The sequence below is a fragment of the Chitinophaga sp. CB10 genome (assembly GCA_001870995.2).
GTDB lineage: Bacteria > Bacteroidota > Bacteroidia > Chitinophagales > Chitinophagaceae > Chitinophaga.
This window is the reverse complement of the sequence record MLAV02000008.1, coordinates 90,639-115,468: the sequence shown is the minus strand read 5'-3', so window position 1 is coordinate 115,468 and position 24,830 is coordinate 90,639. Positions and strand designations below refer to the sequence as shown.

Genomic DNA, 24,830 nt, shown 5'->3' with positions numbered 1-24,830 from the left:
GATCTGATCTTAAAAAGTAACACATCATGTCAACATCATTAGCCGAACAACAGGACCCTGCCGTGGTGGAAAAAGTAGCCCAGCAAACAGTGTTCTCTATCCTGATAGCCCTGAGCTTTACGCACCTGCTGAACGACACCATGCAGTCGCTCATACCGGCCATTTACCCGCTGGTAAAGGATTCCCTGAAACTTTCCTATTCGCAGGTGGGTCTTATCACCCTGACCTTCCAGATGTCCGCCTCCATTTTGCAGCCGCTTGTAGGCCTGTACACGGACAAAAAGCCGCAACCCTATTCCCTCGCCATCGGCATGGGCTTTACGCTGATTGGGCTCGTGAGCCTTGCGTTTTCCCATACGTTTGCCATGGTACTGGTATCCGTAGCCCTGACGGGCGTGGGTTCCGCCATCTTTCACCCGGAAGCCTCCCGCCTGGCGCATATGGCATCCGGCGGTAAGCATGGTATGGCGCAATCCCTCTTTCAGGTGGGCGGTAACGCCGGCAGCAGCCTCGGGCCCTTGCTGGCAGCGGCTATCATTGTACCGTTTGGCCAGTTCAACGTGATCTGGTTTTCGCTGGCCGCGCTCCTGGCCATCGTGGTGATGCTGCGCATCAGCAAATGGTACACCCAGAACATGCATCGCGCCAAGCCTAAAAAAGCCGCCAACCATATAGAAAAGGCGAAGCTGCCAACGTCTACCGTGATATTTTCCCTGGTGATCCTGTTGGTACTGATTTTCTCCAAGTACTTCTATATGGCGAGTATGACCAGTTATTACACTTTCTACCTGATCAATAAATTCCATGTCAGCGTGCAGAGCGCGCAGGTGTACCTCTTTGTATTCCTGTTTGCCGTAGCTGCCGGTACTTTCTTTGGTGGTCCGCTGGGCGACCGCATCGGCCGGAAATATGTGATCTGGATTTCCATCCTCGGGGTGGCGCCGTTTTCACTCCTGCTGCCGCATGCCAGCCTCTTCTGGACCGTCGTACTCAGTGTATTCATTGGCGTTATTCTCTCCTCCGCCTTTTCAGCCATTCTCGTGTATGCACAGGAGTTAGTACCCGGTAAGGTGGGTATGATCGCCGGACTCTTCTTTGGGCTGGCGTTTGGTATGGCTGGCGTGGGTTCCGCACTGCTCGGCAAATTAGCCGACAGCACCAGCATTGATTACGTGTATAAAGTGTGCGCTTACCTGCCGTTGATCGGGTTACTGACAGGATTCCTGCCTAACCTGGAAAAACGGAAAGCGTAGCGTTTGCATGAATAGGGCTACATTCGCACCATAGAAAAATTCAAGTTATGTGGAAAGGCATTTTGCTCGTTTTGCTTGGAGCATGTAGTTTCGGCATCCTCTCATCTATCGTCAAGCTGGGCTACCAGCATGGCTTTACACTGGGGGAGTTATGTAGCCTTCAGGCCGGTTACGGGATGGTGGCGTTATGGGTGATCCATTTGATCTCCGGCGCTGCCACCTATGGTCTGACTTCCAAAGATGCACGCACCTGTTTTATCCTCGGTAGTTCTACCGGCCTGGTAAGCATTACCTATTATCAAAGCGTACAGTATATTCCCGCCAGCATTGGTATTATCCTGCTCATGCAGTTTACCTGGATGAGTATGTTGGCAGAGTGGGTGATTTTCAGGAAGAAGCCTACGGCCACCCAATGGGTAGCCGTAGCGTTTATACTGGCAGGCACCTGCCTGGCCGGTGGCCTGATCAGCAATGGCGCCGGGGAGGTCAACCTCAAAGGGATCGGCTTTGGCCTGCTGGCCGCGTTTTTCTACACGATCTTCATCGTAGTAAGCGGCCGCGTAGGGCAGTCCCTCACGCCGGTGCTAAAGAGCGCGTGGATTGTAACGGGGGCTTTTGTAATTATTACGGTATTATTTCCTCCGGGATACCTGATTAACGGTCGTTTTACGGAAACCAGCCTATGGCTTTGGGGCGTGCCGCTGGCCTTATTTGGCACGGTATTGCCGCCTTTCCTCTTTTCCAAGGGGATGCCGCAAACCGGCGTGGCCCTGGGCGCCATCCTGAGCGCCGCGGAGCTGCCCGTAGCCACCATAGCAGCCATGGTGTTGCTGCATGAAAAGATTACACTGCTGCAGTTTGCAGGGGTGCTGGTGATTCTCGGGGCTATAGTGCTGGCAAATCTGAAAAAGAGGCCGGCAGCGGGGAATCAACCGGTTTAAAGTCGTTGTATTAGCCACACCATTGACGTTAGCCCCATTTTTATACGCCTATGGCGGCAACATCCCGCTCAGATTGCCGTTATGCCTATTTTATTTATCTTTGCTGCCTCGTATTAGAATTAAGTGAATTACGAACAGATTCTCCATGAAAGCATTTAACTTTTTTATTCTATATCGCTTTCCAATAGGCATACTCCTGTTGATTGGCGGTATTGCCCTCGGTCTGACGGTGGGTTGGTGGGAAGCTACCATTGTACTGGTACTCGCGGTAGCATGTATTGTAACGCACCTGATGTTTGGACCTATGCGCCTGGTGCAGGAAGCGGTGGAAGCCGGCGACCTCGACAGGGCCAACGCTTTAATGAGCCAGGTAAAATTTCCTAAACTGCTGTATAAACCTATCCGTTCCGTTTACTTCTTTATGCAGAGTAACATGGCCATGTACAGCAACGACCTGGATAAAGCCGAGGCTACCATCCGCCAGAGCATCCAGTCCGGCAGCCCTATGAAAGAATATGAGGGTATGCAGTACTTCCAGCTGGGCACCATCGCTTACCAGAAAAATGACCTGAAAACTGCGGATCAGAACCTGAAGAAAGCATTGCGTATGGGCCTGCCGGATAAAGAGAATTCCGCCGCCGCGCTGCTGACGCTGGCTTCTATTGCCATGAGCCGCCGCGACTTTAAATCCGCCAAGGAGTATTTCCGCAGGGCAAAAGCGCAGAAGCCTACTACCGAGCAATTGGTAAGCCAGATCAAAGAAATGGACAAGTACATTTCCAGGATGCCTGGTTGATTTTCATTGAAAGATTTTCAGCAGGATAGCAATATCCTGCTTTTTTTTATCCACGAACTACCGATTGTTTCGCTTCAGCTTTGCTACCCGACGTAATCAGTGGTTCGTTTTTTTATACCGTATATTTTGAGAGCAACTATTTCAACCATTATCCTTGCGGCCGCCCTGCCAGCCATGGCACAGGATTCCAGCCGCGTCAGCCACCTTTCCGGCGTTACCGTTACCGCCACCAAAGGCCCGCAGAAGGCCAGCGAAACCGGTAAGGTAGTCACCATTTTATCCCGCGGATACCTGGAGCGGAACAGCGGGAAGTCAGTAGCCGCGATCCTCAACGAGCAGGCAGGACTGATCGTCAACGGCAGTAACAACACCGCCGGCACCGTACCGGAAGTGTACATGCGCGGCTCTTCCAATGGCAATACGCTGATCATGATTGACGGGCAGCCCGTGAGCGATGCTACTTCCATCCCCAACAGCTTCGATCTGAACTTCATCCCGGCGGAACTCGTAGAGCGCATTGAAATCCTCCGGGGCAGCCAGAGTACCCTGTACGGCTCCAATGCCGAAGCCGGCGTGATCAACATCATCACCCGCAAAGGCAGCAGTAAAAAAACAGGCGTCACCGCCGGCCTCGGTTATGGCAGCTATAATGATAAGCAGGCCCATGCCAGCATTCATGGCCAGGTAAACATATTTTCCTACCTGGCAGGCTACCGCTACGAAAAAACGGATGGCCTTTCCGATGCGTATGACTCCACCGGCAAAGCGGGCTTCGACAAGGACGGATTCCGCCAGCATGCCGTGTTTGCCAAATTCGGCCTCGATGCGGGGAAGCGCTGGAACCTGCAATACCTCTTCAACTTCAATGATTACCACCATGCGCTGGACGAATTTTCGTTTACAGACGATAAGGATTACAATGGTAAATCCCGCTACCAGCTGCACGGCTTCCATAGCGCCTATCAATTCCCGAAAGGGACCTGGCACATGCTGTACAGCTTCCAGCAAACCAACCGCAATATCCTGAACGACTCCAATTACGTTACTCCTACGGGGTACGCCAAATACGACAATACCACATTCCGCTCTATTATACACCAGGCGGAAAGCTTTGTGAACCTGGACCTCACCGGGCAGGTACGGCTGATCGGCGGCGCAGCCTTTACGCGCAGCACCATGCAGCAAAATGACTACCTGGTCATGAATTCCACCACGTTCACGGCGCCGGTCATTACCAACATCCCGGCGGATTCAGCGAAAAGCAACCAGGTCAGCGCGTATGCTTCCGTGCTGCTGCACAACATGTCCGGCTTCAACCTGGATGCCGGCGGGCGGTATAACCACCATAGCCTGTATGGTAATAATGCGACCTTCAGCATCAACCCGTCTTACCTGATCAACGATCAGCACAAACTATTCCTGAACGTTTCCTCGGGGTATAAGGCGCCCTCCCTTTACCAGCTATACTTCCCGGCGTATGGCAACAGCGCGCTGAAGCCGGAGGTAACCACCAGCTATGAAGCGGGCTACCAACTGGGCTTACACCATGTAAACGTGCGCGCCACGGGCTTTTACCGGCACACAAAGGACCTGGTCATCTTCTGGTTTGACCCGGTAACCTTCATGAGCCAGTACCGCAACGCGGATAAGCAGGAAGCCTATGGCGGCGAGCTGGAAGCGGATGTGGAAATTACCAAAGGGCTGAACCTGGCGGTGAATTACGCTTATACTGACGGGCGGATCAAGACTTCCCAGAATGGTAAGGACACCTCTTACTATAACCTCTACCGCATCCCGCGGAATGCCGTCAATGCTACCCTGGGCTACCAGGTTACGCCCGGTTTTTATGCGGCCGCTACCTACCGCTATGTAGGCCAGCGTTGGGAATCGAGCAACCGCATGGGAGATTATTACACCCTGGACCTCTACGGTGAATATAAATTTGGTAACTTGCTGAAAATTTTCGGGCAGTTCAGGAATATTACAGATATAAAATATTTTGATATTACCGGCTATAACTCCCGGAGGTTTAACTTTAATACGGGTATAATTCTTAACTTATAAATTCTAATACCAGCATATGTCTTTAAAGAATCTTAATCCACAATTTGGCGTGCTGCTGCTGTTTATCCTGGCGGCAGGCGTAATCAGGGTTGTGTTGGGAGCCGATGCCAGCATGTCTCCCATTGCTATGTTTACTCCTGTAGGAGCGATGGCTTTATTTGGTGGTGCTACTTTCCAGCAAAAGTGGAAAGCTTATGTATTTCCATTGCTGGCGCTTTTCCTGAGTGATGTGGTACTGATGCAGTTCTTCAAAAAAGAGTTTGCACAAGGGCTGCTGTACAGCGGCTGGGTGTGGAACTATGCCAGCTTCATCCTGATTGTGCTGGCAGGTCAGTTAATGATTAAGAAAGCGGCGGTGGGCAACATCCTGCTGGCTTCAGTAGCGGCGGCGGTGATCCACTGGCTGGTGTCCGACTTCGGCGTATGTGTCAGCGGCGGCTGGGATATGACTACCGGCAAGCCTTATACGAAGGATGCGGCGGGCCTGATCAGCTGCTATGCGCAGGCGATCCCTTACATGCGCTTCTTCCTGGCAGGTACTGTTATCTATGCTGCTGTCTTTTTTGGCGGCCTGGTACTGGTACAAGGCAAAAAACTCCGTGCTGCGCACTAATTCCATCACATAATATTTTAATTTAGAGATTTTTGAGTGCAGGGCTCCGGTTATGCACTCTGGAATCTCTAAATTATTTTAGGGCCTTCCCTATATACTGCATTCAGCAACCATCTGTCAATAGCACAATGTATGAGCGTATGAAACGACATACAAACAAGGACTATCAAAACAAATCAATAGCACATGCGTAAATTTTCACGCTCCCTTCAGGTTTCACTTGCCCTGGCAGCAGCGCTCAGCATTGGAATGACTGCCTGCCAGAAGAATGAGGCGGGTATCACCACCCCATCGGTGACTAACCCGGGAGTTACAAACGGATTGGATACTATTTACCTGGGTGATTCGCTGAAAATAGCGCCGACCTTAGGAAACATTGCCGGCAAACCGAGCTATCAATGGTTGGTAAACGGCGTGGAGGCCAGCACTGATTCCTTCTTTGTGTTTAAACCTACTGCCAACGGGGATTATACCATCTCTTTCAAGGCATTTGCCGGTAACTCCCTCACCGGTTATTACTATCGTATTAAAGTATTTGCGCCATACGAGTTTGGTTATTATATTCTCAATGAAGGCTCCTTCCCTGCCCCCGGCAGCCTGAGCTTCTACCGTAACGGCGAGGACACCGTGATGACCAACATCTTTGCCCGGCTGAACCCTGGTAAAACGCTGGGTACAACTTCGCAGTACGGCCAGCTGTTTAGCGGCAAGCTGTACATGGTATCCAAGCAGGGCGCCTTTGTGGCGGCAGATGCCAATACGCTGAAGGAGACGGGGCGCATCGCAAGCCTGCCGGCAGATGGCCGTGCGTTCTGCGGCATTGACAACAGCCGCGGCCTCGTTACCACGGCGGACGGGGTGTATGTCATCAACCTCCAAACCCTGACCCTGGGCGCTAAAGTAGCGGGTATTACCGGGCAAACCGGCGGTATCATCAAATCCAACAATTATGTGTTTGTATTGTCTCAAACGGATGGGGTGATAGTACTGAATGCCAGCGATTTCAGCATCGTGAAGAAGTCCGTAAAAGCGGATGTGGGCTTTGCGAGAAGCCAGGATGGCCACATCTGGGCAGCGGCCGGCAAAAACCTGTACGCTATCAATGAGGGAACGCTGGAGGTGAAAACCTACGCCATCCCGGTGAATATTTATGATAGCTGGGGTTACTGGAACGCAGGTTCCCTCTCTGCCGCTAAGTATGAGAATGCTGTTTATTTCAGCGAAACGGATGCATATGGCAGCGGTACCAAGATTTACAAATTCGTACCCGGCATAGATACTACATTAACGACCCCGCTGGTGAAGCTGCCTGACAACAGGATCCTTTACGGCGCCGGTGTAAGATATAATTCAAGAGATACCACGCTGATCGTGACGGCGCTGACATCCGATTATCAATCCAACTCCCTGTTGATTTATAACGCGGTGAACGGTACGCTGAAGAAAACCATCAATTATCCTGGTTTATACTTCCCGTCGATGCCGGTATCCAACTAATTCATACAGCATGATAATACTGATCACAGGCGGCGTCAGGTCCGGAAAAAGCCGTTATGCACAGGATCTGGCATTGTCGCAAAGCGCACACCCGGTTTACGTTGCCACCGCCCGCATATGGGACGAGGATTTTAAGCAACGGGTAGAGCGGCATAAGGCCGATCGGAGCGCCGCCTGGATCAATTATGAAGAAGAGCGTCATGTAAGCAAACTGCCCCTGGACGGGCACACCGTTGTTATAGACTGTATAACCCTATGGCTCACCAATATCTTTGAAGAAACCGGCCATCACACTTCTGCCAGCCTGAGCGCTATTCAGGAAGAGATTGACGCCCTGCGCCAGAAAGCAGGGACCTTTATAATAGTAACCAATGAAATAGGGATGGGCATCCATGGGGAAACCGAAGCGGCCCGCCACTTTGCGGACCTGCAGGGATGGACAAACCAGTACATAGCCCGTATAGCCGACACCGTTATCCTGATGGTTGCCGGCATTCCCGTTGTGATTAAAAAAGAGGAGAAATAACGATGATTACACCCGTATCAACTTTGCTGAGAGAAGCATTACAGGAAAAAATAGATCAGAAGACCAAACCGCCCGGCTCCCTGGGGAAGCTGGAGCAGGTGGCATTACAGGCCGGCCTGATACAGGAAACGTTAACGCCGGTACTGCGCAAACCTGCCATTGTTGTATTTGCCGGGGATCATGGGATAGCGGCGGAAGGACTGGTAAACCCTTTTCCGCAGGCCGTAACGGCGCAGATGGTCTATAATTTCCTGAACGGTGGCGCGGCCATCAATGTGTTTTGCCGGCGCCAGCAGCTGGAACTCCGCATAGTAGATGCAGGCGTGAACCACCCTTTCCCGGCGCACCCGCTGTTGCGCGACCGCAAGATTGCGATGGGCACAGCCAACTACCTGCATCAGCCGGCGATGTCGCTCGATCAGTGCAGGCTGGCTATGACGGCCGGTGGCGAAGAGGTGGCGGCTCTGCATGGGGAGGGTTGTAATATTATAGGTTTTGGGGAGATGGGAATTGGTAATACGTCAGCTGCCGCGTTACTGATGAGTTATTTCACGGGTACTGCCATTGATCAGTGCATCGGGGCAGGAACGGGGTCGAACGCCCAGCAGCTGGAACAGAAGAAAGCCGTATTGCGTAAGGCACAAGCCTTCCACCCCAGGCCTAACTCGCCCCTGCAGGCGCTGGCTACTTTTGGCGGATTTGAAATTGCGATGATATGCGGCGCTATTATTAAAGCGGCGGAGCTGAAGATGATGATTGTGATCGATGGGTTCATCGTTTCCGCGGCGCTGCTTGCGGCGGCGGCCATGCACCCGGAAGTGACCGGCTATTGCGTATTTGCGCATTGCTCGGACGAGCAGGGCCACCGGGCGATGCTGCAGCACCTCAACGCTTCTCCTTTGTTGCAGCTGGATATGCGCCTGGGCGAAGGTACCGGGGCGGCGCTGGCCATCCCGCTGATACAGCAGGCGGTAGCCTTCCTCAATGATATGGCCAGTTTCAATAGTGCTCAGGTTTCAAATCGTACTATATGAGAGAGCAGTGGCAACTATTTCTGACGGCTGTCATGTTCTATACCCGTTTACCCGTTACCGTTAAGGCGCCATATGGCCCTGAAATGCTGAACAGGGCTACGAAATACCTGCCGCTGGTGGGCTGGGTCGTGGGGCTGTTTATGCTGGCTGTGATATGGGCTTTTGGAGATATTGCCCCGCGGCCGCTCACGGTGCTGCTGGCGATATGCGTGAGCGTATGGGCAACGGGGGCGTTTCATGAGGATGGGTTTGCGGATATGTGCGATGGCTTTGGCGGCGGGTGGACGAAGGAGCGCATCCTCGAAATTATGAAGGATAGTCGCATTGGCACCTACGGCATGCTGGGGTTATTGCTCCTGATGGCCTCCAAGCTGGTATCGCTGATGAGCCTTCCGGTACATACGATGATGCTGGCGGTAGTGGCGGCGCAGCCATTGAGCCGGTTTACCGCCGTTACGGTTATTTACACCCAACAGTATGTCCGGGAGGACGAGCTGAGTAAATCCAAACCAATTGCCAAAGGCATCAGCACGGAGGAGCTGATTATAGCCGGTATTTTTGGACTGCTGCCCTTTGTGGCGGTAACCCTTTACCTGCAGAATTACGCCCTGTTGATCACGTTGCTGGCGGTGCTGATGGCGAGGCTGTATATGGGGCGGCTCATGAAAAAATGGATTGGCGGATACACCGGCGACTGCCTTGGGGCGGTGCAGCAGGTTTCCGAATCCGTTATATATTTGTGTTTTTGTATTCTGGCATGGAAATATACCTGATCCGGCACACTACGCCGGCCGTGGAACGCGGGATTTGTTATGGCTTTGCGGACATTGATGTGGCGCCAACTTTTGAAACGGAAGCTGCCCGTGTGAAGGGGCTGCTGCCGGATAAACCAATGGACGTATATGCCAGCCCGTTACAGCGGTGCAGTAAGCTGGCTACCTACCTGTTTGGTCATACCTTTACTACGGACGAACGCTTAAAGGAGTTGAATTTCGGCGACTGGGAAATGCAGCGCTGGGACGATCTGGGGCCTGATGCCCTGCAAAAGTGGATGGAAGATTTCGTGTATGTGCGGGTACCCAACGGGGAAAGCTACCAGGATTTGTACGACCGCGCGGTGAGCATGCTGAACGAGGTGATTGCCAGGGGCAGGGATGCCGTGTTGGTGACGCATAGCGGTATCATCCGGGCTTTGCTTGCTCATGCCACGAACACCCCTCTGGAGGAATCGTTCGAAAGAAGAACGGAATATGGCAGGCTGGCATGCCTTGAGGCGAAAAATGGGGTGTTAAATATACTTTTTTTCAATGCGTAAATAAATCTCTCCCAACAAATTAAACTTATTACACGAAATAAACTGGCAAAATCCTGAAAAAACCGGATTTCGTGCTAACTTTATGTGAAGTTTGATAGTAAAAAAATAAAAGAACACATTAAAACCTGTTTATAATGACAACATCAATCTTGAATATTCCTTTCTTGTTCTTGCAGGAGATTGGTATAAAAGAAATACTGCTGATTGCGCTGGTAATTCTGTTATTGTTTGGTGGTAAGAAAATTCCTGAATTGATGCGTGGTTTGGGCAGCGGCATCCGCGAGTTCAAAGATGCGAAAGATCAGCCAGGTAAAAAACCAGCTGCTGAAAACAAAGAATAGTATTTATTACCTTCCAATAAAAAAGGTAAATCGTGCATGCAACCATCACGATTTACCTTTTTGTTTTTTACCCGGGTCCTGGTCAGGCCATCTGCACTTCCCCATTTACAACAGGCTCATGTGTATCATTCATGGTGAGGAATTTTTTCCTGAAGTACCAGGAAGAAGCCAACATGATCACAATTCCCAGCAGGCTTGTACCTAATACTGCATCCATAAAAAACCGGCTCCAGGAGAGGGAGAGGCTGTAAAAGTTTTTTACCAGCATGATTACCACGCTGCCCAGGTAGCCGAAAGAATCCGCCACATAGATGATAAAACCCACGTTGCTGACGTATTTGAATACGGCTATGAGTCGCTCAAAGAATATGCAGTTGAAGGGGATATATCCCATATAGAGGCCCAGGCCTGTGAGGGTCATCCACCAGACGGGATTAAGCAGGTGGGCCCGGAATAGCAGTGTGCTAAACAGGGTGATACTGAAGCCCAGCACTACGATCAGGTGGTTGAGCATAAAGGCTTTGTAGTTGTTTTTAACAAATACGAGCAGGCTCATGATGAGTACGATGGCAATGGAAACGGGGATTTCCGTTTGTGTAAAGATGGCGGAGGCGGAGCCATAACCGAGGTCCTTCCAGATGTCGGCCGCAAAGTTGTCGCGCATATCCCGCAGTACGGTCAGCATCACATAACTAACGATAAGCAGTACCAGCCCGGGCAGAAATGTCCGGAGGAACTTTTTGCGTTCCTGCCTGTCCATTGGCGCGCGTTTGGTGCGCAGCGCCACATCTTCCGCAGAGGGTGGCGGTATCTGCTCCAGCAGCAGGATGAATATAAGAATGGGGACAATGAATACAAGGCCGGTTACAAAGGGCATCCATCGCTCTGTTGTGCCCCAGTGGAGGATAGTCATTTTACCAACAGATTTTACGAATCCCGAAGAGAAGATAAAACTGATGCTGAGTACGGCGCCCATAAACTCGGTAGCGCGGCGGCCTTCGAGGTAGCTGAACACCAGCCCCCAGATCATGCCCAGGGGGAAGCCGTTGAGGAACAGGAAGGGTATATTACAGGGCGGTGGAATAAGGGCAAATAGCAGCAGGGAAATCCAGGACAGGAGGATTAGCAGGATGATGTTTCGGGCGCGGTTAGCGCCTTTCATTTCCGAGATGAACCTGATACCGTAAAACTTGCTGCAGGCGTAGCCGATGGTTTGTGTCATCACCAGCCAGATTTTATAGTCTATCCCGAGGAAGGTTTGCCCCTCAAAGATGGCTGCTGTAAAGGGCTTCCTGAAGGCGTACATACAGGTATAAGTACCAAAGGCCACCAGGGCGGCATACAAGGAAAAGGTGACGGTACCGGCCTTTTGCAGCCGCTGCTGCATCCATGGAATAGCTAACATTCATTCACTGTTTCTCCAAAGGTGGAGATACAATGTGAACTCAATGTTAAGCATAACTAAACTTAATGTTAAGTATAATTAAACCTTATTTTTCAGCATCAATGAAGAAGTAGACGACGAGGATGAGGGCGTCTTCCTCGCCAATGTTTGCGGGTTTGTGGCCCAGGCGGCCATCGAAGAAGAGGGAATCGCCGGTTTCGAGCAGGTATTTTTCGTTATCGATCAGGTATTCGACTTTACCTTTAACGATGTATTTATATTCATAGGCATCGGTTTTAACGAGCTGGGAGCGGCGGGCGCCTTTTTTGAGTTCGAGGAGAACAATATCTACCGGGAAATTTTTAATATTTTTTGTGAGCACCCGTTTATAGTTGAAGCCTTTGGCGGGTTCTTTTTCGAAAGGTGCGTATTCGTCTTTCTTTTTTACGATGACTTTAGCGCCCTGGTTTTGCTGATCGATTTCGTTGAAGAACTCGTTCATATCCAGGTTGAGGGCGCGGATGATATTGATCAGCACCAGCAGGGAGGGCACGGTGCGGTTATTTTCTATCTGGGAGATGAGCCCTTTGCTCACGTCGGCCTTATCGGCCAGCTCCTGGATGGTGATACCTTTAGCCTTGCGTTTTTCTTTGATTTTATTGCTGATCTGTATAATGATATCTTCTGTCATGATTACAAATATAACTCTCTATCTTTACGGGAACATAAATTAAGCGCGATGTTTAATTTCGGCCAAATTCTGACCATTACCTTTACATTATTTGCGGTGATTGATATCCTGGGGTCTATTCCTATCCTGGTTTCCCTGAAGGAAAAGCTGGGGCATATAGACGCCGGCAAGGCTACCCTGGCTTCGGGGGTGCTGATGATTTTGTTCCTGCTGGCGGGGGAGCCGTTTCTGCGGTTGATGAGCGTGGATGTACATTCCTTTGCGGTAGCGGGTTCCATTGTGATTTTTGTGATCGGCCTGGAGATGATCCTGGGCATTGAACTTTTCAAGAGTGAAAAGGATGCGAAAGCGGGTAGCATAGTGCCGATAGCCTTCCCGCTGGTGGCGGGTTCGGGGACTTTGACCACGATTATGTCGCTCAAAGCCAACTTTGACGAGGCCAACATCCTGGCGGGCATTGTATTAAACCTCACGCTGGTGTATATTGTGCTGCGGTCCCTGAGTTATATAGAACGCTTGCTGGGTAAGGCGGGGCTGATGGTGATCCGGAAATTTTTCGGGGTGATATTGCTGGCGATAGCGGTAAAAATTTTCAAAGCGAATATCAATCTATAATGTAATTTGGGATTATAAGAGATAAAATGTAGATTTGCCGTCCCTTAATGGCCTCGTAGTACAATGGATAGTATAAGAGTTTCCGAAGCTCCAGATCCAAGTTCGATTCTTGGCGAGGCTACAACGAAATAAACCGTCTGGTTTCAGTTTGCTGGAATCAGGCGGTTTTGTTTTTAAGGGTATCGTGTGCGCGAGAGGGTTAGGATTAATGTCATTGCTTGCTATGTCTGGCCCCTAGGTCTGCGTAATAGTCTGGCCGTATGCCAATAGGGCTAGACTTAATGCCATTGCTTGCCATACCTGGCCTTTAGGTCTGCGTAATAATCCGGCCTTCATGTGCCCTTTCCCCTGCCCCAGCTGATAAAATTCCTATCAAAAGGAGAGTTTCTGTACAATTTTGTTAACGAATTGTTTATTTCTGGTACCATTCCATCAGATGAGCAGTTATATGTTAGATGGAACCCTTTGTAAAGATATTGCAAAAACCATCCTATACCCTAAGCTATTGGGTACAATGGCACTAAACTTCAAAATAACAGGACTCCATCAAATCATCTGCTGAAAAGATTTGCGCTAACCACGCAAAAGATATTTATAAATACAGAACAAATGCTGAGACTTTTAAAACAGAGAAGGCAGCCGGCCTTTATTCTCCTGTTGGCACAGGAAGACCATAATCTGAATGAGAATATGCTTCTCATCAAATTCAGGACAACTAAGCGTGGTCATGGCGCCGGGTATTTTTATCACTTTCCGGAATTAATGGTCAAAGAGGGGGAAAGAATTGCGCTCTTTGCCGCTGAAGGCAAAAACATGAAAAAGACGGAAAATGGCACTGTTATTCATTGTTTATTCTTTGGGAAGCGAGGTTTTCATTGGAATAAAGATGACATTAACAAAGCGAATGTGATAATTGCCAGGCTAGACGGTAACAATCTGATCATGCTACCAACGGGCCATTCAGCTTCTTACCCTGTGCATAGTGATATTGTGCAGAATGGATAGCATCTGAACCACCATTTAACAAATACCCCTGACTTAAGCATAGTCAGGGGTATTTAAACTTAGCATTTTATATAAGCCAGCGGCTAACTAGCCTTCAATTTCGCTTAGTTCCAGCCACCTCATTCCTTTCTCATCAAGCAGCTGCAGGATTTCGCCCATTCTTGTAGTGAGCGGTTCTATTTTTTCAAATGCAAGATCGCCACTGGACAATGCATTTTCAATTTCAGCTTTTTCTGCTTCCAGCTTTTCGATCTCTTTTTCCAGGGTTTCAAATTCACGTCTTTCTTTGAAAGACATCTTCCTGGGCTTTTCTGCGGCTGAGGGGGCAGTACTAATGGCAGCGGCTACTGGTTTCTCTTCTTTCTGGGCCTGTGCCTTCTTTCTTTCTTCCTCTCTTTCCCATTCCCTGTATTGGGTATAGTTACCTGGATAATCCCGTATATGCCCCTGGCCTTCAAACACAAAAAGGTGGTCTACCAGTTTATCCATGAAGTAGCGGTCGTGGCTCACGATGATAATACATCCCTGGTATTCCTGCAGGAATGACTCCAGGATGCTGAGTGTGGGCAGGTCCAGGTCATTTGTAGGCTCATCCAATACCAGGAAGTTCGGGTTTCTGAAAAGTATAGAGAGTAAATGCAGGCGGCGTTTTTCACCTCCGCTGAGCTTGGAAATGTAGGTGTATTGCTTTTCCGGCGGAAAAAGGAATAATTCCAGGAATTGCGCTGCGCTTACTTTTGTTCCATCGGCCAGCGGGAAATTTTCTGCGATATTTTTGACGAACTCGATTACCCGCATGTCTTCTTTGATCTTTAAGCCTTCCTGGCTGTAATCGCCGAAAACAATGGTTTCTCCTACATTGATCTTGCCGGAGTCTGGTTGTTCTTTACCCAGGAGCATATTGATGAAGGTAGACTTACCTACCCCATTTTTACCCACCACGCCTACACGCTCTCCTTTTTTGAAGGTATAATCAAAGCCTTTGAGGATGGTAAGATCGCCATAGGACTTGTACACTTTTTTCAGCTCCAGGATTTTGCCACCCAGCCGGGTCATTTTCACATTCAATTCCAGCTGCTGATCCTGGATACGGGTAGTCGCTTTTTCTTTTACGTCGTAGAAAGCATCCTGGCGGGCTTTAGATTTTGTGGTACGCGCCTTTGGCTGTTTGCGCATCCATTCCAGTTCTTTGCGATACAGGTTACGGGCTTTTTCCACGGAGGCTTTATCACTTTCTTCGCGGGCCGCTTTCTTTTCCAGGTAGTTCTCGTAATCACCTTTGTAGATAAACAGCTGCTCCTGGTCCAGCTCCATGATTTCGTTACATACGCTGTCGAGGAAATACCTGTCGTGCGTAACAAGCAAAAGGGTTACTTTTTCCTGGTCGAGGTAGTTTTCCAGCCATTCAATCATAGACACATCCAGGTGGTTGGTAGGTTCATCCATAATCAGCAGGACGTGCCTGTGTTCAAATCCAATATCGATGAGGACTTTTGCCAGGGCTACCCGTTTTTGCTGGCCGCCGGAGAGGCTGCCAACGGGCTGGTCCAGGCGATGAATGTTGAGCTTCCCGAGGATCTGTTTTACTTTGGAATCGAAGTGCCAGGCATTGAGCTCATCCATTTTGGCAATGGCGGTGGTCAGCGCTTCCGGATCCGGTTCCTTGCCCTCGTCGGTTAATTGTTCGTACTCTTTTATCGCATTGAGGACGGGGTGGCTATGATTGAAGATATTTTCTAATACATTCTTGGAGAGATCGAAATCGGCTTGTTGTTCCAGCATGACCACTGTAACATCTTTGTGGATCCATACTTTGCCTTCGTCGGGGCTTTCTTTTCCGCATAAGATTTTGAGTAATGTGGATTTACCGGAGCCGTTCAGGGCTACCAGTGCGATTTTATCACCTTCTTCTATATGAAAGGAAATATTACGGAAAAGTGGTTTGGTTCCGTAGGATTTCGTGAGTCCTTCAACTGTAACGTAATGCATGGGGCGAAGTTATAAGGATAATTTCAATTATCCAGTAAAATGCCAGTGATAAGCCTGATTGAAGTAGCCATTGCCGGTGATAAAAAAACCCTTACGAGAGGGCTCGTAAGGGCTATAGTTTATTTTCCTTTCTATTCTTAGAAGTCGTAGTAAAACTGCCTAAAGCTGCTTCTGAGGCCGAAACTGAATATTAAATCGGTATTTCTTCCCATATCATTTATTCGTCTTGCAGCCAGAGATGTTTCAATCCTCAGGTTATACTTTGGATTAAGCACGTAAGCAATAGTTCCCTGTGCGTATAACAGGTTAGTTTTAATACCCTGTCCGATTTTATTTCCATAATCGTTTACGTGGGTTGTGTATGGCTTATTAATGTAGTGACCATAATTGGTAGCATCGTCCGGATCATCACCATATTTTGAATACATTAATTCACCTCTGCCGTACCACCTTTTATATTTATAGGATGCTATCCCCAGCACCTCCCAAAAGTTAGCTCCCAACGGATGAGCCAAGGATTGATTATAGTGTTCATAATTGGCAAATGTACTTCTAAAGGAATAAGTGTACGGCCTAACCGCATTGTATTCACCCTGGAGATCCAGATTTCTCACATTAAATAAGTCAAATGATTTGAATCCAAGTTGCCATGATTGTTTATTTGCCCACCATCCATTTCCACCAAATACTTCTTTAAGCTTAAATTCGTCAAGAGCTAACTGGCCATAAATGGTAGTTTTGGGAAATAGCTTATACTTAGCACTGGCACCCAGGAGAGCATTGTCTGAAGAACCGACTGATATTTCAGCAGAACGCAGGAATATAATCGGGTTCATATAACTCCAATCAAAGCCTCTCTTACGTCCGGTAGAATCAGCATCTGCCCAGATAATTGCATCAAAAAATCCGATAGTTAATTTCTTACTTACATTCCAGTCCAGAAAATGGAAGGCGCCCCATTTTTTGTTATAGCCAAGGTCCTGGTATGCTGACACATAATCACGGCTTCGTTTATCCATAAACTGAGCCCACATAGCTGTATATTGAACCGAACCTATATTTGCTGTGAGCTTCAAATATGGATAGCTAAATGAGATATCGGATAAAAGTAATGATCGATAACCATCTCCAATAAAATTCTGCCCATATCCCGCTGTTATGTTCAGAAATTTATTAGGCGTGTAGGACAATAGAGCATTCGCATAATTAAAATCGATAGTATTGCCACCGTTGTAATCCTTTAACTGCCCCTGCCCTGGTACCACATCATTGGATAGCATATATTGATGCAAGTACTGAGGAAACTGTCCCTGGTTCTCGTAAAAAGAGGATTCAAAATAGAATTTTGGCCCTATGTTCGCCTGGATGATAGCTCCTCGTGAATTCAGCCAATTGGTGCGGCCTCCTTGTCTGCTTTTACCAATTTGGAAATCAGGAAGGAAATCGATAAACACGTTGTATTCATTATTTCTGAACTCCAGCAGGTGTTCATTAAATAATTTGCGGTGGAACCAACTTCTTTTAATAGAATCCCTAGTTGTATACATGGCACTGGTATCTACATGCAAAATAGGCCTCATTGCTGTATGATGGTTGGAAGAGTCCACATACAACTCACGAATATTCTGATAATTGTACGGGAGTACAACCGGCAGTTTCTCTTGGGCAAAAGATGTAATAGCAAGCAGTAACAATGCTGCTACTTTAATGAGGTTCTTCATCAATAAAATTTTGAGACAAATAATCAGGCTCACTAACCAGGCTACACAAACACTACTTTAACAATCACTAGCATAAACGGAACAATGTTCAATAAATGCGGCTAGTGTAGCAAAGATAATATTTTCAACAAAATGATATGACAGTCAGGCAATTAATATTAAGATGAAAATACCCCGGTCGTTTAAGCGCCGGGGTATTTTCCATTTTTATAAGTAATGATTTTGGTTATTACTTTTCAGAATTTCAGTTACCTTTTTGATCTCCTGCTCATCTTTTTTTGGGTAAATCAACAGCACATCGTCTTCATCAACCACAATATAATCCTTTAATCCTTTGATTACACAAAGTTTTTGTGACGGCAAATGAATTATGTTATTAGCTGAGTCTTCCAGGTATAAATTGGTATTGCTGCTTACATTAGCATTTTCTTTTTTTTCTGCAACTTCATACAGTGAAGCCCACGTACCGAGGTCACTCCAGCCAAAATCAGCAGGGATGGTATAAACATTATCTGCTTTTTCCATTATTGCATAATCGATGGAAATATTGGGTGATTTGGGATATTCACTATCAATGAAGGCCTGCTCCTGGGTTGTATTATAGTAGCCATTCCCATTATGGAACAGAGAATACATTTCAGGAGCGTACTTTTTAAAAGCAGCAATTGCAGTTTTTACATTCCAAATAAATATTCCTCCATTCCATACATACTCTTTACTTGCTAAGAATTCCTCCGCCTTTTCCACGTTAGGTTTTTCAGTAAACTGAAGAACTTTATGAATTCCGGTTCCTACATTTTTATCGTAGCGGATGTAGCCATAACCAGTATCTGGTCGAGTTGGCGTAATTCCTAATGTTACCAGATATGGATTTTGGGCAGCCTCTTCCAGTCCTTTTTTAACACTCTGGATGAAAACATCTTCATACAGAATGAAGTGATCGGACGGAGCTACCACCATATTGGCATCAGGGTTCATTGTTGCCAGTTTAAAAGTTGCATATGCAATGCATGGGGCAGTATTATTCCTGGATGGTTCACAAAGAATATTCTCCGACTTCATTTCAGGAAGTTGCGTTTGAACTAATTCTTTATATATACTATTAGTAACAACATAGATGTTTTCTGCAGGACATAATTTCAAGAATCTCTTGAATGTTAATTGCAACAAAGATTGTCCCATTCCAAGAATATCAATAAACTGTTTCGGAAAGCTATTCCTGCTTTTTGGCCAGAAGCGGCTACCAACGCCACCTGCCATGATAAAAACATAGTTACCTGAGTTTTTCATAAATTTTTATATCCAGTTATTTTGATTGACCTCCGAATAAACTCTCGCAATTCCTTCTTCCAATCCTATAGACGCTTTCCAGCCGTAACTATGAAGTTTGGATACATCCATCAGTTTACGCGGGGTTCCATCAGGTTTAGTGGAATCGAATACAAGTTCACCCTTAAATCCTACGATCCTCTTGATTAACTCTGCTAAATCTTTAATACTTATATCCTCGCCAACTCCAATATTTACCAGGCCGGGTTCATCGTAATGCTGCATCAGGAAGAAACAAGCATCAGCCATATCATCCACATGCAAGAACTCTCTCAACGGCGTACCTGTACCCCAAATAACAACTTCAGTGCTATTATTTACTTTCGCCTCATGCATTTTACGCAATAAAGCTGGTAAAACATGAGAGCTCAATAGATCATAGTTATCATTTGGCCCATATAAGTTGGTAGGCATTACAGAAATAAAGCTACTCCCGTATTGGGCGCGATAAGCGTCACACATTTCAATACCAGCTATCTTAGCGATCGCATATGGCTCGTTGGTGGGTTCCAGTGGTCCCGTTAGCAGGTATTCTTCTTTTAATGGCTGAGGCGCCAGCTTTGGATAGATGCAGGAAGAGCCGAGGAACATTAACTTTTTTACACCATTGAGGTGAGAATGATGAATTACATTATTCTGTATCATCAGGTTCTCGTATATAAACTGCCCTCTAAAAGTATTATTTGCCATAATACCACCGACTTTGGCAGCCGCTAGAAACACATAATCAGGCTTATTTTCTTCAAAAAAATCAGCTACAGCTGCCTGATCAAGCAAATTAAGCTCCTTGGAGGTCCGCACCACTATATTTTTAAAGCCTTCCTGCTGTAGCTTTCTTACAATGGCAGAGCCCACCATCCCTCTGTGCCCTGCTACATATATTTTATCGTTAGCTTTCATGCTATTCAAATTGATTAAGGACCTTATATCCGTTGTCTTTCAAAAGTTTCTCCCTCTTAAACAACTCCACATCTGCCAACACCATTTCTTTTACAAGTTCAGGTAAAGCGTATTTGGGTTTCCAACCTAATTTTGTTTGGGATTTAGTTGGATCACCGATCAACAATTCTACTTCTGTAGGACGGAAGTATCTTGGATCAACTGCCACAACTTCCTGACCAACTGATAAAGGACAGTCAAGGTTATTATTTTCCTTTACAATACCAACTTCATTAACTCCTTCACCTTTGAATTCAATAGTAACACCGACCTCAGCAAAGGCCATTTTAATGAAGTCTCGAACAGTTGTTGTGATACCAGTAGCGATTACAAAATCCTCCGGCTTTTCCTGTTGCAGAATCAGCCACATTGCTTCGACGTAATCCTTAGCATGTCCCCAATCTCTCTTGGCATCCAGGTTACCCATATAGAGTTTATCCTGCATTCCTAAAGATAATTTGGCAACTGCCCTTGTGATCTTTCTTGTTACAAAAGTCTCTCCTCGGAGTGGGCTCTCATGGTTAAACAGGATACCATTGCAGGCAAACATATTATATGCTTCCCTGTAGTTGACAGTTATCCAGAAAGCATACATTTTTGCAACCGCGTATGGAGACCGCGGATAAAACGGTGTTTTTTCCGATTGTGGAACTTCTTGCACTAAGCCATAAAGCTCTGATGTGGAAGCCTGGTAAATCTTCGTCTTCTGCGTTAATCCTAAAATGCGTACTGCTTCGAGAATGCGTAATGTACCGATTCCATCAGCATCTGCTGTATATTCGGGTGCTTCAAAACTTACCTGAACATGGCTCATTGCGCCTAAATTATAAATCTCATCTGGCTGTACTTCCTGAATAATACGAATTAAGTTGGTACTATCTGTTAAATCACCATAATGAAGTTTAAAACGCACGTTCTTCTCATGTGGATCTTGATACAAATGATCAATCCTGTCAGTATTGAATAATGATGCACGACGCTTAACACCGTGAACTTCATAACCTTTTTTAAGCAGGAATTCTGTAAGGTATGCGCCATCCTGTCCGGTTACACCCGTTATAAGAGCTACTTTCATTGTTATTTTATGTTTTTAGGATATCGATTCAATGGTATTTTCTAAGCCTGCTTTCAACGAATATGGGGCTTTAAAACCTAAATTAGACACTTTCTCTGCGGAAAACTGGGTTGTCGCACAGAATTTTTCAATTCGCACCCTGCTAATTGGAAATTTCTTACCTGTCAGCTTTGCTATTATGTCCAAGGTTAATCCCCCCATATATCCTATGAAATAAGGAATCCTTATCGGCTTACTTTTATTCTTAATTTTTGTATAAATTAGTTCTGTTAATTCGTTGGTTGTTAGATCTGGCTTATCAGCATAATTGAATACCTCATAACCCTTTATTTCTTTTTCCAACAAGAACCTGATAAAATCAGTTATATTCTTTACGTAGCTCATGGACTTTTTATTCTCCCCGTTGCCAACCATAAAGAATTTACCAGACTTTATCTGTTTCAATAGATTATAGACATTACCGCGGTTTCCTTCACCAAAAACCACAGTAGGTCTAATAATAGTTAAGGCCTTTTCTGCATCCCCATTGTACCAGAGGCGCATTACTTCTTCCGCTTCCCATTTACTTTTACCGTAATGATTAAAGGGATCCACAGGAGATTCTTCATTAGGATTAACCTTATTAAGACCATAAACTGCAACCGAGCTGGTAAAAATAAGCCGCTTAATTCCTTTCTCCTCCATTACTGCCAGCACATTCTTAGCTCCCTGCACGTTAACGTCATAATACAGAGATATAGGGGAAACGTTATCAGTATGTTCAGCTGCAAGCAAAATAATTACGTCAGTCTGCCCAATAGCTGTCCTTAATGATTCCAAATCTGTTACGTCAACAAATTTTTCAGTTTCGGTATTCTTATCTTTATATTTTTTATCAAGAGAAACAACCTTATGAGTTGATGCCAGGCATCGAATAAGTTCGGAACCGATGAAACCCGCTCCACCAATTATTGTAATATGTGCCATACTAATTAAATTGCTTTAAGATTTCTCTATTGATTCTATTTCGATCAGCGTCAATCCAGCCCCACTTATTAAAATATTTTATCATATTGGTTATATGTATCCATAAAAGCTTTTTGCTTTTGTATGATTCTGCTGCATGGTGATGTATAACCTTTACATCAGGGTAAAAAATGGTTTTATACCTTTTATTTAATCTTCTGGTAAGGTCTATATCCTCTGGATACATGAAAAACCTTTCGTCAAAAATTCCACACTCTTTTAAAGAAGCAACACGCAAGAACATAAAACACCCGGAAAGGTAAGGAACATTCATAATCTTATTATATCCAGTGAACTTCAACTGGAACTTTTCCATTCGTTTTGCAGTAAATCGCCCGGGGATAAATCGTCTAAAGATCAGATCCATTGGAGTCGGTAACAATTTACAAAGATATTGAACTTCTCCATTCGGATAGAAGACTTTTGGTAATACTTGGGCTGTGTCCGGATGCTTATCAAGATATCCTATTATTTTACCTAATATATCAGGTTCCATTTCAATATCAGGATTCAAGACAAGGTGGTATCTTATATCATCTTTGATGCTCTCCCGGATCGCAATGTTGTGTCCGGCTCCATATCCCAAATTTTTTCCAGTAAACGTATAGACCACTCTGGGAGAAAGAGCCTCCATCGCCATCCTGGATGGCGAATTATCCACCAGGTATATTTTATTCACATAATCGCTTCGCAGACATGTGTCTACAAGAGGTTTTATTTCGCTCCAAGGATGTTTGAATAAAACTATTGAAATATTCACCATGTATTGACTAATTTTTAATCTTGAGATGCCCTAATTTGAAAATATGTTTGAACAACGAGAATACCATCAATACGCATCCGACGGGCAAAAACATAAAATTTAATTTATATAAATTTTTATATATATTCATTTCGCCTTTCCGCATCTTCCATTTATTGGCGCTTAATCCACCCGATGTTAGCTGCGGCCTGCCGAGAATGGTTAATTTCATTTTCGAATAATAGGACGGATAATAATAACAAATTTTTAGCAGCAAATCATAGTCCTCACAGTGTGACATCTCTGTATTAAACCGGTTTGGAATAGTTCTTTTAATAATTACACAGGAAGTTTGAAAAGTATTTCTCAACAAAAAAAGAGGAAAAGAAATCCGTTTTATTCCATTCTCCGATAAAGTAATATCATCTCCAGGTAACCCATAATAATGGCAAAACATGGCTATATCATTTTTCCGGAGTACATCATTTACATAGGATAGTTTTTCGGGGTGCCAAGTATCATCCGCATCCAAAAAAGCTATATATTCTCCTCTTGCATTATCCCACCCTGTATTCCTCGCATTTGAAACACCTTTATTCGTAGGTAGGGTTATGACATTTAATATATCTTTTTTATCGAATTCCGCTTGGGCTCGGTTAATTTCCGACAGAGACTGATCTTTACTACCATCATTTATTACTACTATTTCAAAACTGTCATAATTCTGCTCAAAAACAGACTTAATGGCTCTGTAAATAGTTTTTTCAGAATTATATACTGGTATTATCACACTAAATTTCTGCATATCTGGCGCCTTGCTGTTTTAACGAAGATCCTATCCAGAAATGCAAAATTATCTGGAATGTAAAAACGAGATTGGTAAAAAAATCCACAAAAACGGACATGGTTATATTATGACAGAGTACTACAAGGATGAATATCCACTTAATATTCACCCTGTTATTACAATATTTCATAAATACATACGTACAGAAGATTCCCATTAGAAAAAATACAATTAATGCACCATTATATCCAAACCCAGACAAGAAAGTCGTATGGGCGCTTCCTACGTTTAGAAACTCATTAACCAGCTTAAACTCTCCGGCAGGCGGGCCAAATATCTTCTCCCTTATGACGCTGGGGACCAACTGTGATGCAGCATCAGTAAAAGAAAATGTAAAGGGCTGATAGGTAGGCATATTGTAGTTTATATTATTCAATGGGGAAGTAATGTATATATATACCCAAAGGAAACCAGATGGCAGAAAGGTAGGAAATGCCGGTGTAGGATCTGCCAGATATAAGAAAGCGTCTCCACCAGATCGCAAATCACCTAACAAGCCAAAAATGAAAACAATCAGAAATCCTATAAGCCCGACTTTTAATACTGTTTTTATTTTCAGTTGTCCAGTGAAAAAGAATATGAAAAAGGCCTCTATAACCATTGACATTAACATCTGCCTGGTCACAAGTATAATAGCCCACATCAAACACAAGAAAAAGTACAGAAGATACTTTTTATCCTTTTTAGATAAGAAAAAGTAGAAGCTGTAATTGCTGAGAACGATTATGGTAGAATTCAATAGGCCATGCAGTCCGGAAAAACCCCATTCTGTATATAATGCTGTTGGTATTCCAAAAAAACTTAGAATTGGAAAGGGACCAAAACATACAGTTTCTATGGCAGTAAAAAACAGCCAAAAATAAATGAGGATTCGTAGTTTGTTATTTACATTACTTTGAACATATATTTCACGAGTTGGATTTCGGCGGCCAATACAAATAATTGAGAAAAGAATACCTGGTATCGCAAATGAAAGGCAAGATGCAACTACATAGCTTGTTGTCGCATCAGAAAGCGGTATAAGAACGTTACTTAAGTGCATTTGATAAAGCACTAAAACGACGAGCCATATACAGACATATAAATAAACAGGATTCTTTAACGTCAT

At 45.6% G+C, this 24,830-nt stretch carries 24 protein-coding genes and 1 tRNA gene; 14 read left to right on the top strand and 11 right to left on the bottom strand.

Going from position 1 to position 24,830, the window contains the following annotated elements; translation table 11 throughout:
* The first annotated feature begins 26 nt into the window (after window positions 1-26).
* The 11 genes from BOC67_RS13295 to tatA all read left to right on the top strand — a co-directional run bounded on the left by BOC67_RS13295 (window position 27) and on the right by tatA (window position 10,380).
* Window positions 27-1,253, top strand: coding sequence for an MFS transporter (locus tag BOC67_RS13295; protein ID WP_291910819.1), 1,227 nt, complete (start codon window positions 27-29; stop codon window positions 1,251-1,253).
* Between the two features lie 47 nt (window positions 1,254-1,300).
* Window positions 1,301-2,194, top strand: a complete 894-nt coding sequence (locus BOC67_RS13290; protein ID WP_291910818.1) for a DMT family transporter — start codon at window positions 1,301-1,303, stop codon at window positions 2,192-2,194.
* Window positions 2,195-2,339: 145 nt separating this feature from the next.
* Window positions 2,340-2,990, top strand: a complete 651-nt coding sequence (locus BOC67_RS13285) for a hypothetical protein (RefSeq protein ID WP_291910816.1) — start codon at window positions 2,340-2,342, stop codon at window positions 2,988-2,990.
* Window positions 2,991-3,116: 126 nt separating this feature from the next.
* The gene (locus BOC67_RS13280) at window positions 3,117-5,054 is read left to right on the top strand and encodes a TonB-dependent siderophore receptor (RefSeq protein ID WP_291910815.1); all 1,938 of its coding nucleotides are present in this window, start codon (window positions 3,117-3,119) and stop codon (window positions 5,052-5,054) included.
* Between the two features lie 16 nt (window positions 5,055-5,070).
* Window positions 5,071-5,667, top strand: a complete 597-nt coding sequence (locus BOC67_RS13275; RefSeq protein ID WP_291910813.1) for a DUF6580 family putative transport protein — start codon at window positions 5,071-5,073, stop codon at window positions 5,665-5,667.
* A 186-nt stretch (window positions 5,668-5,853) separates the two neighbouring features.
* Window positions 5,854-7,164 carry a DUF5074 domain-containing protein gene (locus BOC67_RS13270; protein ID WP_291910812.1) on the top strand — a complete coding sequence of 437 codons (1,311 nt, stop codon included), beginning with the start codon at window positions 5,854-5,856 and terminating at the stop codon, window positions 7,162-7,164.
* Window positions 7,165-7,174: 10 nt separating this feature from the next.
* Window positions 7,175-7,690, top strand: coding sequence for a bifunctional adenosylcobinamide kinase/adenosylcobinamide-phosphate guanylyltransferase (gene cobU, locus BOC67_RS13265; protein ID WP_291910811.1), 516 nt, complete (start codon window positions 7,175-7,177; stop codon window positions 7,688-7,690).
* Window positions 7,691-7,692: 2 nt separating this feature from the next.
* On the top strand, window positions 7,693-8,724 hold the full coding sequence (gene cobT / locus BOC67_RS13260) for a nicotinate-nucleotide--dimethylbenzimidazole phosphoribosyltransferase (protein WP_291910810.1): 1,032 nt from the start codon (window positions 7,693-7,695) through the stop codon (window positions 8,722-8,724).
* A complete protein-coding gene (locus BOC67_RS13255; RefSeq protein ID WP_291910809.1) occupies window positions 8,721-9,497 on the top strand; it encodes an adenosylcobinamide-GDP ribazoletransferase in 777 nt (258 codons plus the stop codon). The genes cobT and BOC67_RS13255 overlap by 4 nt, the downstream gene beginning before the upstream one ends.
* Entirely contained in the window at window positions 9,482-10,039 is a 558-nt protein-coding gene (gene cobC / locus BOC67_RS13250) for an alpha-ribazole phosphatase (protein ID WP_291910808.1), read from the top strand. Before BOC67_RS13255 ends, cobC begins: the two co-directional genes overlap by 16 nt.
* 134 nt (window positions 10,040-10,173) lie before the next feature.
* On the top strand, window positions 10,174-10,380 hold the full coding sequence (tatA, locus tag BOC67_RS13245; protein ID WP_291910807.1) for a twin-arginine translocase TatA/TatE family subunit: 207 nt from the start codon (window positions 10,174-10,176) through the stop codon (window positions 10,378-10,380).
* Between the two features lie 82 nt (window positions 10,381-10,462).
* Here tatA and BOC67_RS13240 read toward each other — a convergent pair whose 3' ends face one another.
* Window positions 10,463-11,785: a DUF5690 family protein gene (locus BOC67_RS13240; RefSeq protein WP_291910806.1), complete on the bottom strand. Its 1,323-nt coding sequence runs from the start codon at window positions 11,783-11,785 to the stop codon at window positions 10,463-10,465.
* An 85-nt stretch (window positions 11,786-11,870) separates the two neighbouring features.
* Window positions 11,871-12,455, bottom strand: coding sequence for an XRE family transcriptional regulator (locus BOC67_RS13235; protein ID WP_291910805.1), 585 nt, complete (start codon window positions 12,453-12,455; stop codon window positions 11,871-11,873).
* A gap of 48 nt (window positions 12,456-12,503) precedes the next feature.
* On the opposite strand from BOC67_RS13235, the gene BOC67_RS13230 reads away from it, so the two are divergent.
* From BOC67_RS13230 to BOC67_RS13220, 3 genes are all read left to right on the top strand, one after another.
* On the top strand, window positions 12,504-13,070 hold the full coding sequence (locus BOC67_RS13230; protein WP_073084253.1) for a MarC family protein: 567 nt from the start codon (window positions 12,504-12,506) through the stop codon (window positions 13,068-13,070).
* 49 nt (window positions 13,071-13,119) lie between these two features.
* Window positions 13,120-13,191 (top strand) — tRNA-Arg (locus BOC67_RS13225).
* Window positions 13,192-13,679: 488 nt separating this feature from the next.
* Window positions 13,680-14,075 (top strand): hypothetical protein, encoded by a 396-nt coding sequence (locus BOC67_RS13220; RefSeq protein ID WP_291910804.1) that lies wholly within the window; start codon window positions 13,680-13,682, stop codon window positions 14,073-14,075.
* Between the two features lie 87 nt (window positions 14,076-14,162).
* On the opposite strand, the gene BOC67_RS13215 is transcribed toward BOC67_RS13220, so the two are convergent.
* The 9 genes from BOC67_RS13215 to BOC67_RS13175 all read right to left on the bottom strand — a co-directional run bounded on the left by BOC67_RS13215 (window position 14,163) and on the right by BOC67_RS13175 (window position 24,830).
* Complete coding sequence (locus tag BOC67_RS13215; protein WP_291910802.1) at window positions 14,163-16,064, bottom strand: ABC-F family ATP-binding cassette domain-containing protein; 1,902 nt, start codon at window positions 16,062-16,064, stop codon at window positions 14,163-14,165.
* Window positions 16,065-16,201: 137 nt separating this feature from the next.
* Window positions 16,202-17,785: a hypothetical protein gene (locus BOC67_RS13210; RefSeq protein WP_291910801.1), complete on the bottom strand. Its 1,584-nt coding sequence runs from the start codon at window positions 17,783-17,785 to the stop codon at window positions 16,202-16,204.
* Between the two features lie 207 nt (window positions 17,786-17,992).
* Window positions 17,993-19,075, bottom strand: a complete 1,083-nt coding sequence (locus BOC67_RS13205) for a mannose-1-phosphate guanylyltransferase (protein ID WP_291910800.1) — start codon at window positions 19,073-19,075, stop codon at window positions 17,993-17,995.
* 6 nt (window positions 19,076-19,081) lie between these two features.
* On the bottom strand, window positions 19,082-20,014 hold the full coding sequence (locus tag BOC67_RS13200) for a GDP-L-fucose synthase (protein ID WP_291910799.1): 933 nt from the start codon (window positions 20,012-20,014) through the stop codon (window positions 19,082-19,084).
* A 1-nt stretch (window position 20,015) separates the two neighbouring features.
* A complete protein-coding gene (gene gmd / locus BOC67_RS13195; protein ID WP_291910798.1) occupies window positions 20,016-21,128 on the bottom strand; it encodes a GDP-mannose 4,6-dehydratase in 1,113 nt (370 codons plus the stop codon).
* 15 nt (window positions 21,129-21,143) lie between these two features.
* Window positions 21,144-22,094 carry an NAD(P)-dependent oxidoreductase gene (locus BOC67_RS13190; RefSeq protein WP_291910797.1) on the bottom strand — a complete coding sequence of 317 codons (951 nt, stop codon included), beginning with the start codon at window positions 22,092-22,094 and terminating at the stop codon, window positions 21,144-21,146.
* A gap of 1 nt (window position 22,095) precedes the next feature.
* Window positions 22,096-22,896 carry a glycosyltransferase family 2 protein gene (locus tag BOC67_RS13185; protein WP_291910796.1) on the bottom strand — a complete coding sequence of 267 codons (801 nt, stop codon included), beginning with the start codon at window positions 22,894-22,896 and terminating at the stop codon, window positions 22,096-22,098.
* A gap of 7 nt (window positions 22,897-22,903) precedes the next feature.
* On the bottom strand, window positions 22,904-23,680 hold the full coding sequence (locus BOC67_RS13180; RefSeq protein ID WP_291910795.1) for a glycosyltransferase family 2 protein: 777 nt from the start codon (window positions 23,678-23,680) through the stop codon (window positions 22,904-22,906).
* Complete coding sequence (locus BOC67_RS13175) at window positions 23,667-24,830, bottom strand: O-antigen polymerase (RefSeq protein ID WP_291910982.1); 1,164 nt, start codon at window positions 24,828-24,830, stop codon at window positions 23,667-23,669. The genes BOC67_RS13180 and BOC67_RS13175 overlap by 14 nt, the downstream gene beginning before the upstream one ends.

Coding starts and splice junctions, on each gene's coding strand:
- BOC67_RS13295 (WP_291910819.1), top strand. CDS start 27: ATGTCAACATCATTAGCCGAACAACAGGACCCTGCCGTGGTGGAAAAA.
- BOC67_RS13290 (WP_291910818.1), top strand. CDS start 1,301: ATGTGGAAAGGCATTTTGCTCGTTTTGCTTGGAGCATGTAGTTTCGGC.
- BOC67_RS13285 (WP_291910816.1), top strand. CDS start 2,340: ATGAAAGCATTTAACTTTTTTATTCTATATCGCTTTCCAATAGGCATA.
- BOC67_RS13275 (WP_291910813.1), top strand. CDS start 5,071: ATGTCTTTAAAGAATCTTAATCCACAATTTGGCGTGCTGCTGCTGTTT.
- BOC67_RS13270 (WP_291910812.1), top strand. CDS start 5,854: ATGCGTAAATTTTCACGCTCCCTTCAGGTTTCACTTGCCCTGGCAGCA.
- cobU (WP_291910811.1), top strand. CDS start 7,175: ATGATAATACTGATCACAGGCGGCGTCAGGTCCGGAAAAAGCCGTTAT.
- cobT (WP_291910810.1), top strand. CDS start 7,693: ATGATTACACCCGTATCAACTTTGCTGAGAGAAGCATTACAGGAAAAA.
- BOC67_RS13255 (WP_291910809.1), top strand. CDS start 8,721: ATGAGAGAGCAGTGGCAACTATTTCTGACGGCTGTCATGTTCTATACC.
- cobC (WP_291910808.1), top strand. CDS start 9,482: ATGGAAATATACCTGATCCGGCACACTACGCCGGCCGTGGAACGCGGG.
- tatA (WP_291910807.1), top strand. CDS start 10,174: ATGACAACATCAATCTTGAATATTCCTTTCTTGTTCTTGCAGGAGATT.
- BOC67_RS13240 (WP_291910806.1), bottom strand. CDS start 11,785: ATGTTAGCTATTCCATGGATGCAGCAGCGGCTGCAAAAGGCCGGTACC.
- BOC67_RS13235 (WP_291910805.1), bottom strand. CDS start 12,455: ATGACAGAAGATATCATTATACAGATCAGCAATAAAATCAAAGAAAAA.
- BOC67_RS13230 (WP_073084253.1), top strand. CDS start 12,504: ATGTTTAATTTCGGCCAAATTCTGACCATTACCTTTACATTATTTGCG.
- BOC67_RS13220 (WP_291910804.1), top strand. CDS start 13,680: ATGCTGAGACTTTTAAAACAGAGAAGGCAGCCGGCCTTTATTCTCCTG.
- BOC67_RS13215 (WP_291910802.1), bottom strand. CDS start 16,064: ATGCATTACGTTACAGTTGAAGGACTCACGAAATCCTACGGAACCAAA.
- BOC67_RS13210 (WP_291910801.1), bottom strand. CDS start 17,785: ATGAAGAACCTCATTAAAGTAGCAGCATTGTTACTGCTTGCTATTACA.
- BOC67_RS13205 (WP_291910800.1), bottom strand. CDS start 19,075: ATGAAAAACTCAGGTAACTATGTTTTTATCATGGCAGGTGGCGTTGGT.
- BOC67_RS13200 (WP_291910799.1), bottom strand. CDS start 20,014: ATGAAAGCTAACGATAAAATATATGTAGCAGGGCACAGAGGGATGGTG.
- gmd (WP_291910798.1), bottom strand. CDS start 21,128: ATGAAAGTAGCTCTTATAACGGGTGTAACCGGACAGGATGGCGCATAC.
- BOC67_RS13190 (WP_291910797.1), bottom strand. CDS start 22,094: ATGGCACATATTACAATAATTGGTGGAGCGGGTTTCATCGGTTCCGAA.
- BOC67_RS13185 (WP_291910796.1), bottom strand. CDS start 22,896: ATGGTGAATATTTCAATAGTTTTATTCAAACATCCTTGGAGCGAAATA.
- BOC67_RS13180 (WP_291910795.1), bottom strand. CDS start 23,680: ATGCAGAAATTTAGTGTGATAATACCAGTATATAATTCTGAAAAAACT.
- BOC67_RS13175 (WP_291910982.1), bottom strand. CDS start 24,830: ATGACGTTAAAGAATCCTGTTTATTTATATGTCTGTATATGGCTCGTC.